Source organism: Imtechella halotolerans (genome assembly GCF_028743515.2).
GTDB lineage: Bacteria > Bacteroidota > Bacteroidia > Flavobacteriales > Flavobacteriaceae > Imtechella > Imtechella halotolerans.
In genome coordinates this window covers 439,779-454,645 of record NZ_CP117969.2, presented here as the reverse complement: position 1 = coordinate 454,645, position 14,867 = coordinate 439,779, and the positions used below count along the sequence as shown (strand labels likewise).

The window sequence follows — 14,867 nt, the reverse complement described above, 5'->3', positions numbered from 1 at the left end:
TATGGCTACAAATACGAGTAAATATCTGCTTAATTTTGGTAACATAATTACATTTCTCCTTTTCTAAATCTATAAATTGAAAATAACGTTGCGATGCTTATACAAGCAATCATAATAACAAATGGCCAAAGCATGAATTCATTTGCCCCCGGAAAATTCCCTTTGAAGAACACACTAATAAAAACGGCACCAAACAACATATAAAATATTCGTTGCTTCCATAGAGGCTCTAACACTATAAATGACACTAGTAAATAGGCTGAAATTCCAGCTAAAAACCATGGTGCAATTGTCAGTAGTGCCATCTTTACAATTTCATACGGAAAAAAATAAAGCCCCATACCTGCGAATAGTCCTAACTGAATCAGAAATATCATACATATACAAAACAATCCAAAAAGTACCATTTTTAACACTATAGTCTCTTCGTTAGTAGGTAGATGTAGGGTGAGTTTTATTCGCTTTTCTACAATTTCTGGCACAAACTGAGCCACCGAAATGAGCAACCCAATAAGTAGGGGTATAAACTTAAGAACTGTAAAATATATAGCTCTCTGTTGTAAAATATTATTCCAATAGGTCTCAGCATCCTTGATTATAAGTTCATGCCGTACATTAGAATAAATTCCGATAATTATTAAAATCCCAATTAGGGCCAAAAACAAGGATACCTTTTTAATTTTTATCCATTCCTTATAAATAATTGATTTAATCATTGATTTTAGTATTTTCCTGTTAAACCTATAAACGCGTCTTCCAAAGACATCTCAACCTCCTGAAAATCATTATGTCTTATCCCATTTGAATCAAGATAACTTTTGATTTCTTCAGGACTTGAATAGGTGTAAATCTCCAATTTGTTGTTTACTCTTTCAAGATTTACTATGGGCCCTTCCACTTTAATTTCTAAATCAGGATTCTCAAGCTCTATGGTGTATTCTTTAAAATCATTCAAAAATTTCTTTACCGGCATATAGGCCAATACTCTGTTATAATCCATAATCATACAGTCATCAATTAACCTTTCCATATCCTGAATGATATGTGATGTGGTAAATATGGTTTTATTAGTAGCTTTGGCATAATCTCGCAAATAATCTATAAACAACCTCCTATACCCCGGATCCAACCCTAAGGTAAAATCATCTAACACCAGAAGTTCTGGATCCTGCGCCAAAATTAGCCCTAAAGCCACTTGAGATCTTTGACCACAAGACATGGTAGATATCTTCTGCTTTGGAGTTACTTTCAATTTGGCCATTAAGTCAAAATAGGCTTCTCGCTTCCAATTCGGAAAAAATCCAGAGTAGAATTTCTCTATTTGATAGATGTTCATAAATGCATATTGAACATGGCCTTCAATCAAATACCCTATTTTAGATTTTGTGTGAGAAGAAAGATACCTAGAATCTTCTCCTAGAATTATACACTTACCGCTTTTGGGTGTTAGAAACCCATTAATAATGTTAATAGTAGTTGTTTTACCAGCTCCATTTTTCCCTAGTAGACCTAGTATGCTGCCACGCTTAATCTTAAAATTAAGGTCTTCGTATACCATTTTTTTTCCATAGTAGTGAGTGAGGTTTATACACTCTACAACGTTTTCCATAAATATATTTTTAATATTTCATTAATAGATATAGTTATCCCTGTCAACGGAGTTAACTATTAATTTTTCCCTTATTTAGTTTCTAGGATTCTGCTCTACAAGAGGGTTAAGATTGATTACTCTTTTTGGTATCGCAAATATGTAATTATTGCTTGTAGGGGTAAGTTCATAGGTTTCCCCATTAAAGGTTCTACTCAATGTTACTTGCCTATTCGGCTCTAGATTTAACCGCTTCAAGTCAAACCAACGCCATGGTTCAAGAAAAAGTTCTACCCTTCTTTCTTTTAGAACTAAGTCTAAAGTCTGTTCACCTGTCATTACATCTTCATACGGTACAAAAGCATCGGAATTAAATCTTTTTCCTCTTAAAGTATTCAAATCTGCAATAGCTAATTCAGGCTGGTTTAAACGAGAATTACATTCTGCTCTAATCAAATACAATTCCGGTGTATGCACTCCTGCCTTGTAATAATTCTCTTTTGAAAAAATAACAGGGCCATGTTGATTTGGACCAAAAAAATAAGCATCTATATTGGTAAAATAAAGTCTTCTATCTCCTGGTTCATACAAGCTAAGATGTTCATCACTCATATAGACAGCAACCCCATATACAAATGGATGATCCGCTTTTTTGGTCCATAAGGTTTCCTTATGTTCAAAGGTTTGTCTAGGAAAGCCTAATAATCCTGCAAATTTGGGCGCTCCCGGTATAAAATCATAATCATTATAATCATACAAGAATGAATTTATAGACAAGGCCTCTTCTACATGATATAGAGATTCCTCCCATGCTCCCTTATATAAATACAACTTTGCTAATAGGCCATGGACTGCCCCCTGAGAAGGATGATAAGGGAACTCTTGAGTTTCTGGTAATAACGGAAGTGCCTCTAGTAAATCGCTTTCAATTTGATTATACACTTCTTCTACAGTTGCCCTTCCTTTCAACTTATTAATATCAGAATCCAAATAGAGAGGTACCCCTAAATCAGTTAAACTAGTAGCTGAATTATAATGCTTTCCATAAATATTGACTAACATAAAATAAGCATATGCACGTTGAGCTAACGCCTCCCCTTTAGTCATTTTTCGCAAATCCTCATTTGTACCAGAGGCTTCCTCTATTTTATCTAGAACAACATTACTTATATAAATCTGAGCATAAAAATTATTCCAATCAGCGTCATTCATATCAGGATTATCGTATATAAAATCTTTCCATCGATACCCGTTTACTAAAGGTTCAGGTCCCCAAAAAATCCTACTTACCTCATCTTCATACAATTTTATCTCATCATTTGTAAAGAATACATTGACAGTACTACGAATAAACTTGGTATAGTCCGCCATTAAAAGATTTAAATCCTCCACAGACTCTGGTATAACCTTACCTTTTTCTTCTATATCTAAGTAATCATTACATCCATAGAAGGCTATAACAATTAATAATAAAAATATTTTTTTCATAATTTTCTGTTTTAAGTATAGCTATCCCAATAATTAAAATTCAACTCTTAATCCTAGAGTATACACAGAAGGATTAGGAAGACTAAGATGTCCATATCTCAGATCAATGGCCTCCGGGTCAATTCCTCTATCATTCTTAGTCCAAAGAGCTATATTAGTTGCTTGAGCCTGCAATTGAAGCATTTTGATATCCTTTCCTAATATTCCATTGGCAAAATCATATACTAGACTTAAACTACTAAACCTAACGAATGAAGCATCTTTAGTTCTGTTATCATTTGCATTTGCAAATTGGGATCTTAAGTAAGGTTCGTTGAGTACATCATACATTCTTGGAATATCAGTATGATTCTCATCCCCAGGTTGTCTCCATCTTTGATCTACTTCCGCAAGGACATGTCCATTTCCACGAACATACACTGTTGGTAGACGCATTACATGCCCAAACTTATAAGTAAATACAGTATTTAATTTTAATCTTTTATACCTCAAGTTGTTTATTAAAGACCCATAGAACTTTGGAGAAGTGCTTCCCGCATATGTTAACCAGTCAATTTCAGGGGTCACATCTGGATCACTAGATGCATAAACATTCCCTTGATTATCATATATCTGAGGATGACCATCTGTAGACAATCCAGCCCATCTATAATTATATACATAATCAATAGGGTAGCCCTCTATCTGTCGAGTGTAACCACCGGTAAGGTAATTATCAACTGTAGGACTAGGCATATAGACTTTGGTAACTTTATTCTTATTATGGGAAATATTAAAATCAACGTTCCATCCAAAGTCATTATCAAATAGTAGGGTTCTTACAGCCAAATCGAAGCCTTTATTTTCGACACTAGCAGTATTTCTATACACCTTGGAAAAACCTAAAGAAGGGTCTGCTTCTGAAAATGCAAGTAAATCATAACTATTTCGAATGTAATAATCAAGACTTAATGAAATTCGATTATTCAACATCCCCATATCAAGTCCAAAATTATGGGTCCGAGTGGTTTCCCATTTTAATTCCTTATTTTCTGGATATTCAATAGTTAAGTATTCTTCGCCTGTGGAATACGAATTGACCATAGGTATAGCTACCAAGACTTTACTTGTACTTTTATCTACGTTTCCATTTTCACCCGTAGTAGCTCTAACCTTAAGAGAATTAATAACCTTTGAGTTAAAAAATCTTTCATTACTAATATTCCAAGAACCACCAATACTATACAAAGGGGTGATACGATCATTAGCGGAAGCCCCAAATAGATTGGATTTATCTATTCTTCCACTTACAGAAGCTGTAAATCGATTGTCATAGGTATAGGCTCCATTAAAATAATAAGAGAAATATCTATTTTCTTCTTCAAAAATAGGTCTCCAAATCGGTGGCAGGTATTGAACTGAACCATTCCAACCTGTAACTCCTTCTCCTAAGGTCTTTTCATCAATGGCACTATAGGTTAATAATTTTTTATCATAATTAAAATAACGGCCCTTCTCTTGTTTGCTTTTAACCTTTGAAATCTCAGTCCCTAAAGCAGCATCAATTCTGTGCTTATCTTCATTTAAATTTTTAGAATATGTTAATTGATTTCTTAAGGTAAGTGATTCAAGATTATAGTTATTATACTCAAAAATAGGTCCTCTAGGTAGTTGTGAATCTAAACCAGATCCTGTTATCCTAGTAAATCTATTAACTAGATCTCTTGTCTTGTACATCTCTTCATTAAAAAATGCTTCATTTCTATAGCGTCTAGATTCATACATAAAACTACCGCTGTATTTAAGGCCATCTAATAAATCAATGGATAGACCTGTAATTATTTTCGGAGCAAAATTTATAGTGGAGTTATCACTGTTATCCAAATCTCTTTTCAAATTATTGTTCCAATCATAAAAGCCCATTGCCATCAAATCGGAAACTCGTTGTTGAGAACGCATACCGTCATACACAGGTACATAATCTCCATTTGCATCCACAAATAGTTCATATGGCTTTTGTCGCACAAAACTATACACACCAACACCGTTATTATCAGACTGTATCTGTGAAATATTGACATTTGTACTAATGGCAATCTTAGGATGAATCTGATAGGTATTTTTGATACTTAATTTAATTCGGGAGTCATTGTTCCCTATACTTTGGAACTTATTCTCTTGAAAGTTTAAGGACACATAGTAGTTATTTGTTTTAGTTGCTCCTGAAACACTTAAATCATGTTGTTGAGACATACTATTTCTAAAAAACAAATCTGTTTGACCATAACTATTATTGGAGCGAAGTATGTTAAATTGCTGCGCTGCTTCTTCATTTGATATGATGCCATCATGTCTGTTCTTATATATCTCATACACTCTTGAATACCCAATATTTCCGTTTGGCAACGATAAATTAAACCATCCCCTATCTAAGGATTCTAATTCAGCATCGATATATTGACTAGAATTAGCAAGTTGTAAGGCGCCTATTTCTGGCATCTCAGTAATCCTCAAAGAGGTGGTGTAGGCAAATTTTGGTTTGCTCGATTCATCCCCTCTTTTCGTTGTAATTACTATAACACCATTAGAAGCTCTAACTCCCCATATAGAAGCAGCAGCTGCATCCCGAAGAACCGTAATACTCTCAATATCATTTGGATTTATATCATCTAATGAAAGTGAAGTTGGAAACCCGTCAACAATTATAGCTGGTTGTGTATTGGCATTTATAGTTGACTGTCCTCTAATTACAATACTATTTCCTTGAACTAATACGCCAGGAAGCAACCCTTGAATTTTCTCTCTAATACTAATAACCCCAACTTGGGTATTAAGTCTCTCTTCATTCGCAATTACAAAGGATCCTGTTGCTCTTTCCTTAGGAATTTTTTGGTAACCAGTACTTACCACAACCTCATCCAAAGAAATCACATCTTCCTCAAGAACTACATTTAGTGATAATTGTCCACTCACTGCCAGTTCTTTTGTAGCAAATCCTATCAACCTAAATTCAAGTATCTGATTATCATATGCTTTTACAACATATAAGCCATCAACATCTGTGGTAGTTCCAACATTTGTACCTTTAACCAGTACAGTAACTCCGAGAATAGGTTTTCCACTTTTATCAATTACCTTACCTGTTATTGTATTCAAATGTTGATCACTACCAATGGCTACTCCTACGTTAGACTCCCTTAATGAATTTGTAGAGTTCACATTTTTTTGTTGGGTTAGTACAATATGTTTGTTTGACTCCTGAACTTCATATTTAATATGAAGAGGAGTAAGAAAACTATTAAGTGTTCGTTCTAAGGATTCCCCAGTAACATCGATTGAAATTTCTTGATTTAATGGAAGTTGACTTCTACTGTATACAAAGCTAACTTTCCCTTTTTTTTCAATCTCATTAAGGGCCGCTTTCAATGTGACATTTTGAAGATTTATTGTAATTTCTCTCTTTAAAAGATCTTGAGACATTAATAGATTCGTAAAAAGAAGAAAATAAAATAATAATATTCGTGGTGGTTGGTTAAAATGCTTTCGAATTGCTATATCGCGAATTCGATAAAGCGAAAGGTTTTTTTTCATAATTTTACAAGGTTATTTTCTAATTCAGAATTTGACTTTCCCCTTTCACATTTCCATAGTAAGGGGATGAAAAAAAAACAGGAGTGTTCCTAGCACTCCTGTTCTTCTAATTCAGGAGGTGGGTCATTAATAGTCGTTAGCATATTTAATTAAGTTTAGTTTTTACTCACATCCATTACCTTCAATTAGCACCAAATTTTCATCAATCGTGTACGACACTCCAAGTACTTGACCTATCATATGAAGGGTCATATCAAGAGTTTGTCCCGAAAAATCTGCAGTGATTAGGCAATTGTTAATTTTTTTGTTTTTGAATGCAATTCCAACATTGTACTTTCTTTCCATCTCTTTAGCTACCAATTCCATGGGAACATCTTCGAATTGCATCGTATATCTTGTTCCTGCTTTAATGGACTGAATAGTCTGCTCAGGACTCCTTTTTTTAGTAATTTTTTGATCTCCTTTATCAAACACCCCCATTTCATTAGGTAATAAAATCATATTGGAATCTGAATACTCAGAAGATAGTGCCACTTTTCCGGTCAGTACATTTACTTCTATATCCTTCCTATTAGCCCTAATATTAAAACTCGTTCCTAAGACAGTTGTTTTTAACTCTCCACAAGTTATAACAAAGGGTTTTTTAGGGTTTTCAGCCACTTCAAACAAAGCTTCACCTTCCAATTTTACTTCTCTATTCGTATCCGAAAACTGTTCGGGATATGAAAGCTTACTATATGCCTTTAACCATACAATACTGCCATCTGGCAGAATTACTTTTGAAATATTAGCAGAGGATATTTTGTGCATTTCAATAACACTTTTTGATTTAATGGCGGCTGTATAGTTCCAAACAAAAAACACAGAAACAATCAGTGCAGCTATAGATGCCGCCATAGAAACCCATTTCCTAGAATACATTGGATATATTCTTTTCTTAGGATTGTCGTTATTTATTTTAGCCAACAACTGAAGTTTGACATGTTCTTTTCGTGATTCTGGCCATTTTACTTCATTGTCGATCTCACTTAAATTATCAAACCAAGCATCAAGCAATTTGCTTTGCCTTTCGTCTAAAAGACCCTTCTGGTATTTCTCAATTAAATCCTCAAACTTTGACATATTCACTGCTCATTTTATCAGTTCTATACTAATAAGTAACTTAATTCAACAATAACACACATTTTTTCCTAATTTTTTTATATAACAATATTTTTAAAAAAAATGCAATCCCTTTATTAGTGGGGCTTCAGCGCCTAAAAAAAGGTAGTTTTTTTAATTCCACGAGATGCACTAAAGCCACATTATTATTTTTTTTACATAACTTGCTCATAACTTTCTACTTACTTAAAGTTAATATTTGAGATTTATGATCGATGAAAAATCACTTCTTACCCGATTAAAACACAATGATGATCGAGCATTTGAAATTATCTATAATGAATTGGGTAATGGGATTTTCCACTATTGTAACAGTAGAATAAATGATCTATTTATAAGTGAAGAAATTGTTCAAGAAGTTTTTCTATCTCTTTGGAATAAACGTTCCTCTTTAGAAATAACAACCTCATTAAAATCATATTTATTTACAGCGGCCAAATATCAGATATTAAATCATATCAGATCAGAAAAAGTAAGAAAAGAGTATGCCACTAATTTAGCTAATTATCTATTAATCAACTATGAAAACCCTACTGAAGATTTAATAGCTGTGAATGATTTAAAAGCCTTAATTGATGAAATTGTAGAATCTTTACCAAAGAAGTGTCAATTAGTATTCAAAATGAGTCGCTTCGAAAATTTAAGTATTCAAGAAATTTCAAAAGAGATGAATATCTCAACACGTACGGTAGAAAATCATCTAACGAAGGCATTAAAACACATACGACAAGAATTAGAGCCATTGGCTTTTGTGTGCTTATTGTATAGCCTAGCACATTTCTCAAATCACATATAGTTTTTTCGAAACTCCATAGGAGTAATTCCTGTTTTTGATTTAAAAAACCTAGAAAAATATGCGTAATCTGAAAAACCCAGAGAATCAGCTATTTCAGCCATATTTACATTTTTATGTACAATTAGTCGTTTAGACTCCAATACTATTCGATCCGAAATTAATTGTCCTGTAGTTTTATTGATGGTACTTTTCACAACCCTATTGAGGTGTTTTGCCGTAATATTTAACTCCCCTGCATAAAATTTAGGCAGCTTTTCTCTGTAAAAATGAGTATCAATTAAACGATCTAAATTGGCCAATATTTTTGAATAATGAGAAGAGTGGAAATTTTCTAAAGGTTCACTACTAGAATACAAACGGGTGAATTCAATGTAGATTCCTGTTATAATACTGGTGAGCTTTAATTCTCTCATTACAGCAGTTTGGTTATATTCTGTATAGGCCTCTTCAAACATTTGGTTAAGCCGTCCCATAACTTTACTATTTATCCTTAGTACCGGAGGATTCTGGTAGGTGTAAAAGAAGGGAAAAGAATGAATGCGGTGTTCTAAAAACTGTATCTCGTAAAACTCTTGTGAATGAAAGAAAATATAACCTTTCGGAGAGGTATCAAATTTCCAAAAATGAGTTTGACCCGGTCTTAGAAAAAAAACAGTCCCTGGTTTAATTTCATAGGAGTTGAAATCGATTTCATGGACTCCACTCCCTTGGGTGAACATTACACATAAATAAAAATTATGACTATGTGGTTTTGCAATTAGAGGATTATCTAGTTGAATATGATCCGTAACGGTATTCACATACACCTCACTGAGCGATGTTGACTCCTTAAATTGACTTATATGTAAAATGGGTATCTTTATCATAAATGTCCTAAAAGTACAAATAATGGCGTACATAATATAACTTTAAATCACGCCTCTTCTATTAATTTTACGCACCATAAAAAATACCTCTATGAGCAAAGTAATGAACGCTTTAAATTGCAAATGTCCGGAATGTAAAAAAGGTAATATCTTTAAAAGTAATGGAAAACTACCTGCTTTCAAAGTTCCTAAAATGAATGAAAGATGCCCAAATTGCAATTACAAGTTTGAAAAAGAAACCGGTTTTTTCTTTGGGGCAATGTATGTAAGCTATTCGCTTACTTCCGCTGTAATGATTGCTAGTTTTGTGCTGTTTTGGGTCCTACTAGATATGTCCCCACTACATGTTTTTATATTAATAGTACTTATTGCAATAGCAACCAGTACACTAAATTTCAGACTATCTAGATCCATTTGGATTTACTTATTCTATAAAGATCCTAAGAAAGAACTGTCGTAGGATGGTACATGGTTTGGTTTGGTTTTGAGTTAAGTCCGATAACCAACCATTCCGATCTTATGAAATCAAGAAATCTCTTTAATTCTTTAACATTTAGATTGCAGACAGAATATAAATGATGCCCAGCACTAAAGTGGTGATGAATAATCCAAACTATCCTGCACTAATTTCCTTGAATCCTTTGCCAAAGTGCTTTAAATAGTCTTTGAGCATCTTCTCTGCTTTTTGGCACCTCTTCTATTTGAACACTACCCCCGACATCTAGCAACTTATAGCTAAAGGCAAATTGTTGAAAACCTGGCGTTACACTAAGTAACCCAAAGCGTAAATCATTTATAAAAAGGGTTTCCTCAACTTTAGATACGGTGTACCAGCCTTGGGTAATAGCAATAAGCCTATTAACTGACCTATCGTCTTTATAAGATTCCAACAATTCGTGATTTTTAGGATATCTATAAAATGTAATAGGTTGCGTGTCCAGAAATGAGTAATACCCTATATAATACGCATCTTCCGTATCCACATTGGCTGACCAAAGCATGGTATTAAATGCTGTAGGTTTGGTATCAATATCTATATAAGCAATCCGTTGTGCATCTAAAGCATGGGTAAATGCTAAATAGGCTCCTAATTTTATTACTAATGTCACCACTAAGTAGGAACTACTTACAATGAGTCCCAATGCATTATATTTCCTCCTCTTATCGGATCCTTTGGGTTTGAGCATAGCCATGATCAGAAATATCATAAATGGCAAAGTGTAAAGTGGATCAATCACAAAAATGCTCTTAAAGGCCAATCTCACATCAAATGGCCAGAATAGTTGTGTTCCCCATGTGGTGTGAACGTCAAGAAGTGCATGTGTTAAAAAACCAAGAAACATAAGTTTTGACCATTGCCAACAGCTGGCCTGTTTTTCATATAATGAAATAAGCCATCCAAACAAACCTCCAAAAATTAGGGCAAAAACTATAGAATGTGTAAATCCACGATGTACTTCTAATGCAGTAACAGTATCAAATAGTTTCCCAATATAGACATCAAGGTCTGGGATAGTTCCAGCTATTGCCCCATACAACATGGCCTTATTTCCAACCTTTTTCCCCAAAGCTACCTCCCCAACGGCAGCTCCTAAAACAATTTGAGTAAGCGAATCCATACAGCAAAAATAAGTAGAATATTAACTAATGAATGGTATTCACCATAGGATGTATCTATTATAGAGGCTAAAAGTCTATGTCTATTCAAGTAAACTTTAATGGGGAAGAGTTGTCATTATATCAAATAAATTCCAAACGTCGAGCTTAATATATCATAACCCATTTATTTTTAGCACTTTAATTTTCTAAAAACATACTATACATCATTTTAAAAGTAGTGGCTAATGTGCGTTGGTTTGGATCGTATTTCATGAAATAAACTTTTGTTAAAGTTGTCCGCCATGATTATGTTCTTTAGTTTTGCACCCTCAAAATCAGCAGCTCTTGCTACTTATTACTATGAAACAATACATCCGATTATTTGATTTTTCTCAAAAAGTAAATTACAAAACCGAAATACTATCAGGATTAACCGTAGCCATTGCTTTGGTACCTGAAGCTGTTGCCTTTGCTTTAATAGCAGGATTATCCCCACTGGTGGGTCTCTATGCTGCTTTTGTCATGGGGCTGGTAACTTCTGTTTTAGGTGGAAGACCGGGAATGATTTCAGGAGCCACAGGAGCTGTAGCCATTGTAATAGTTTCATTAGTAAAATCCCATGGAGTAGAATACATCTTTGCTACAGTCATTCTTGCTGGAATTATTCAAATATCGGCTGGTGCACTGAGGCTTGGAAAATTAATGAGACTTGTTCCTTTACCTGTAGTTTACGGATTTGTAAATGGATTGGCAATAATAATATTCATGGCTCAGCTTGATCAATTTAAGGACACCTCTGGTAATTGGCTAACAGGCAGCACACTATATATCATTTTAGGATTAGTAGTACTTACTATGTTAATTATTTGGGGACTACCAAAAATTACCAAAGCTATTCCGGCTTCCCTGGTGGCCATACTAGTAGTGTTTGCTCTGGTGCTTATCTTTGGAATTGACACAAAAACAGTGGGAGATATTGCCTCTATTCAAGGAGGTTTTCCACCATTTCATATACCCGAAATTCCCTTTACATGGGAAACTCTCACTATCATCCTACCATACGCAGCTATGGTGGCCAGTGTAGGACTCATTGAAAGTCTGTTAACACTCGAACTTATAGATGAAATAACAGAAACCAGAGGAAGAACAAATAAAGAAGCCGTAGCCCAGGGAATTGCAAATATTACATCAGGATTTTTTTCAGGAATGGGAGGTTGTGCCATGATTGGACAGAGCCTTATAAATATCTCTAATGGAGCTCGTGCTCGTCTTTCAGGAATCGTAGCCTCTGTTGGTCTTCTCATGTTTATCATGTTTGGAGCATCTTTGGTAGAACGGCTACCTATGGCTGCACTAACAGGGCTTATGATCATGGTATCTATAGGAACATTTGAATGGGTTAGTGTAAAGATCCTTAACAAATACCCTATCTCCGATATTATAATCATGGGAGTTGTAATGCTTATAACCTTATTATTTGACGATTTAGCATTGGCAGTACTAGTAGGTGTAGTCATTGCTGCGCTGGTATTTGCATGGGATAGTGCAAAACGAATTAGAGCTAGAAAACACTTAGATGAAAAGGGTGTGAAACACTATGAAATATATGGACCACTATTTTTCGGATCCATCAAAATGTTTAATGAAAAGTTTGATATTGCAGAGGATCCTAAAGAAATTATAATCGATTTTAAGGAAAGTCGCATTGTAGATATGTCTGCTATCGAAGCGGTAAATAAACTTACAGAACGTTACCATAAAGTGGGCAAGAAAGTATATATCACCAATGTATCAGGAGCAAGTCACAAACTCCTTATAAAAGCGGACAAGATGATAAATATTCACCTTTTACCTTCAAAGGAATACTAGGTATTTATAGCTTTTTATAAATACCATATTTATGGTACTTGCACCTCAACCATGGCTTGTGTTCCTTTTTCACGCTTACTTATAATTTTAAAATCTCCTCCAATTGATTTTAATCGTTGCGATATGCCATAAAGTCCTTGATTTCCTGTATTGATATCCCCATTATATCCAATTCCATCATCTACCACTTCAATCATCAATCCTTTTTTATTCCGACCAAATGTTATCATTGCGTTCTGGGCTTGTGAATGTTTAATAATATTATTGACCAATTCCTGAATAATTCTAAAGAGCATTAATTGAAACTGACTAGAAATTTCATGCGCATTACTTCCCTTATCTTTAACTAATATTCTAACTAGCCCTGTTTCATTTACTTCCGATGCAAATTGCTCGGTAGCCTTTATTAATCCCTCCTTTTCTAGAACTGTTGGAAGAAGGTTATGGGCTATATGTCTTACATCGGCATGCGTGTTTTCCAATATTGACTTTACCTTTGATAATTGTTCCATTTGTTTATCTTCCGATAAATGAGGAATCGATTCCAAGGTCATTTTTGCGGCACCTATCATGGCAGCTACTCCATCATGTAAATCATGAGAAATACGATTTCTTTCCCGCTCTTCTCCACGTATAAATGCATTCAATATAGCATTCTCTTTTTCTTGTTGTAATTGTTTTAGCTTGAGTGAATGAGACTTTCGATTATAGAGATAAATCCCTCCCAAAATTGATGCTAGTAAACTACCTCCTAAAATAGCCAGAAACAGATTTGATTGTTGCTTCTGAATTTTTAATTCCTGAGCCGCCAACCGATTTTCTTTCTGCTTTGTTTCATATTTTGTTTGAAACTCATGAATTAGCTCCTGATTTTTTGCCACATTTAATGAATCACTAATCAAGACATATTCTTTAAGATAATGGGATGAAACCGCATAATTACCGCTCTTATTTGCTATTAATCCTAAATTGTAAATTGCGCTTATATAATCTTCATCTTCCGGCTGTTCCTTTAATAGTTCAACACCATTCAATAGGTTTTCTTCTGCCTCTACATATCTTTTCATTTCACCTAAGACAATCCCTTTGATAATATAATACATCCCCAAATAGGAGGGTCTACCACTTTGTTTAGCAAAATGGTAAGCCTGCTCTAAATATACAAGTGAGGAATCTACTTGAGTTCTGGATAGGTTAACCCCCATTAAATAATTTCCAAAAAATTGAGCCGTTACATTATTCGTTTGTTTTCCTAATTGCATTGCCCTTTTTGCCCAATGAATAGAGGAATCACGCTTTTCAAGTTCATAATATACCTTGGCTAAATTACCAGCTAATACGGCAACCCGTCTATCGTCAAGAGTTTTAAGATCCGCAAGCTCCTGGTATGCCTTCAAATAATACCTTGCGGATGAGGAGAAATCACTAATTGAGCTATAAATACTTCCAAGATTAATTTTTGCAAAGGCCGAAGATTTTTTATTTCCTATTTGATCTATGATTTCAATATTCTTTTTGAGATACACAATAGCGGAATCAATTTTACCCACGTAATAAAAATTCATTGCCTTGCTATTTTGAATTTCAGCATCAAGATCTTTCACTCGAACATCTGAATAATCCATTTTTTTTAATGAATTTTCTGCCAACGCAAGATAATGTTGGGCCGAATCAAACTCACTTAAATAGGCATAGGACTTCCCTAATTCCACCTCAATACAACCCATATAATGAACCTTCGAATTCTTGGCGGTTTTATAGGCTTGTGTAATGTAATCTATACAATTATCGCCCCCTTCTGACCAACATGTAAGGCCTTTTAACACCAATTCTTTGTGAGTACCCATAAGTAGGTCCTGATACCCCTGTCCTTGAAGTGGTAATGTTGAAAACAAAATCAGACAAAATGCAATGATTACTTTCATAACTC

At 34.3% G+C, this 14,867-nt stretch carries 11 protein-coding genes; 3 read left to right on the top strand and 8 right to left on the bottom strand.

The window, feature by feature from the left end; genetic code table 11:
* Positions 1-47 precede the first annotated feature (47 nt).
* The 5 genes from PT603_RS02085 to PT603_RS02065 all read right to left on the bottom strand — a co-directional run bounded on the left by PT603_RS02085 (position 48) and on the right by PT603_RS02065 (position 7,768).
* On the bottom strand, positions 48-716 hold the full coding sequence (locus PT603_RS02085) for a hypothetical protein (RefSeq protein WP_008239924.1): 669 nt from the start codon (positions 714-716) through the stop codon (positions 48-50).
* 5 nt (positions 717-721) lie between these two features.
* Complete coding sequence (locus tag PT603_RS02080) at positions 722-1,609, bottom strand: ABC transporter ATP-binding protein (RefSeq protein WP_008239923.1); 888 nt, start codon at positions 1,607-1,609, stop codon at positions 722-724.
* Between the two features lie 75 nt (positions 1,610-1,684).
* Positions 1,685-3,076 (bottom strand): RagB/SusD family nutrient uptake outer membrane protein, encoded by a 1,392-nt coding sequence (locus tag PT603_RS02075; RefSeq protein ID WP_008239922.1) that lies wholly within the window; start codon positions 3,074-3,076, stop codon positions 1,685-1,687.
* 33 nt (positions 3,077-3,109) lie between these two features.
* Entirely contained in the window at positions 3,110-6,646 is a 3,537-nt protein-coding gene (locus tag PT603_RS02070) for a SusC/RagA family TonB-linked outer membrane protein (RefSeq protein WP_008239921.1), read from the bottom strand.
* Positions 6,647-6,808: 162 nt separating this feature from the next.
* On the bottom strand, positions 6,809-7,768 hold the full coding sequence (locus PT603_RS02065; RefSeq protein ID WP_008239920.1) for a FecR family protein: 960 nt from the start codon (positions 7,766-7,768) through the stop codon (positions 6,809-6,811).
* Between the two features lie 247 nt (positions 7,769-8,015).
* Between PT603_RS02065 and PT603_RS02060 the strand changes: the two genes are divergently transcribed.
* Positions 8,016-8,603 (top strand): RNA polymerase sigma-70 factor, encoded by a 588-nt coding sequence (locus PT603_RS02060; protein WP_008239917.1) that lies wholly within the window; start codon positions 8,016-8,018, stop codon positions 8,601-8,603.
* On the opposite strand, the gene PT603_RS02055 is transcribed toward PT603_RS02060, so the two are convergent.
* On the bottom strand, positions 8,594-9,469 hold the full coding sequence (locus PT603_RS02055) for a helix-turn-helix domain-containing protein (protein ID WP_008239915.1): 876 nt from the start codon (positions 9,467-9,469) through the stop codon (positions 8,594-8,596). The genes PT603_RS02060 and PT603_RS02055 overlap by 10 nt on opposite strands.
* A gap of 91 nt (positions 9,470-9,560) precedes the next feature.
* Here PT603_RS02055 and PT603_RS02050 point away from each other — a divergent pair, with 91 nt between their 5' ends.
* Positions 9,561-9,929: a DUF983 domain-containing protein gene (locus PT603_RS02050; RefSeq protein ID WP_008239908.1), complete on the top strand. Its 369-nt coding sequence runs from the start codon at positions 9,561-9,563 to the stop codon at positions 9,927-9,929.
* A 163-nt stretch (positions 9,930-10,092) separates the two neighbouring features.
* Here the strand turns inward: PT603_RS02050 and PT603_RS02045 are convergent, their stop codons facing one another.
* Entirely contained in the window at positions 10,093-11,088 is a 996-nt protein-coding gene (locus PT603_RS02045; protein ID WP_008239906.1) for a metal-dependent hydrolase, read from the bottom strand.
* 340 nt (positions 11,089-11,428) lie between these two features.
* Here PT603_RS02045 and PT603_RS02040 point away from each other — a divergent pair, with 340 nt between their 5' ends.
* A complete protein-coding gene (locus tag PT603_RS02040; protein WP_008239905.1) occupies positions 11,429-12,937 on the top strand; it encodes a SulP family inorganic anion transporter in 1,509 nt (502 codons plus the stop codon).
* A gap of 29 nt (positions 12,938-12,966) precedes the next feature.
* Here the strand turns inward: PT603_RS02040 and PT603_RS02035 are convergent, their stop codons facing one another.
* A complete protein-coding gene (locus PT603_RS02035) occupies positions 12,967-14,862 on the bottom strand; it encodes a tetratricopeptide repeat-containing sensor histidine kinase (protein ID WP_008239904.1) in 1,896 nt (631 codons plus the stop codon).
* Positions 14,863-14,867 lie beyond the last annotated feature (5 nt).

Coding starts and splice junctions, on each gene's coding strand:
- PT603_RS02070 (WP_008239921.1), bottom strand. CDS start 6,646: ATGAAAAAAAACCTTTCGCTTTATCGAATTCGCGATATAGCAATTCGA.
- PT603_RS02040 (WP_008239905.1), top strand. CDS start 11,429: ATGAAACAATACATCCGATTATTTGATTTTTCTCAAAAAGTAAATTAC.
- PT603_RS02080 (WP_008239923.1), bottom strand. CDS start 1,609: ATGGAAAACGTTGTAGAGTGTATAAACCTCACTCACTACTATGGAAAA.
- PT603_RS02085 (WP_008239924.1), bottom strand. CDS start 716: ATGATTAAATCAATTATTTATAAGGAATGGATAAAAATTAAAAAGGTA.
- PT603_RS02075 (WP_008239922.1), bottom strand. CDS start 3,076: ATGAAAAAAATATTTTTATTATTAATTGTTATAGCCTTCTATGGATGT.
- PT603_RS02065 (WP_008239920.1), bottom strand. CDS start 7,768: ATGTCAAAGTTTGAGGATTTAATTGAGAAATACCAGAAGGGTCTTTTA.
- PT603_RS02035 (WP_008239904.1), bottom strand. CDS start 14,862: ATGAAAGTAATCATTGCATTTTGTCTGATTTTGTTTTCAACATTACCA.
- PT603_RS02055 (WP_008239915.1), bottom strand. CDS start 9,469: ATGATAAAGATACCCATTTTACATATAAGTCAATTTAAGGAGTCAACA.
- PT603_RS02045 (WP_008239906.1), bottom strand. CDS start 11,088: ATGGATTCGCTTACTCAAATTGTTTTAGGAGCTGCCGTTGGGGAGGTA.
- PT603_RS02060 (WP_008239917.1), top strand. CDS start 8,016: ATGATCGATGAAAAATCACTTCTTACCCGATTAAAACACAATGATGAT.
- PT603_RS02050 (WP_008239908.1), top strand. CDS start 9,561: ATGAGCAAAGTAATGAACGCTTTAAATTGCAAATGTCCGGAATGTAAA.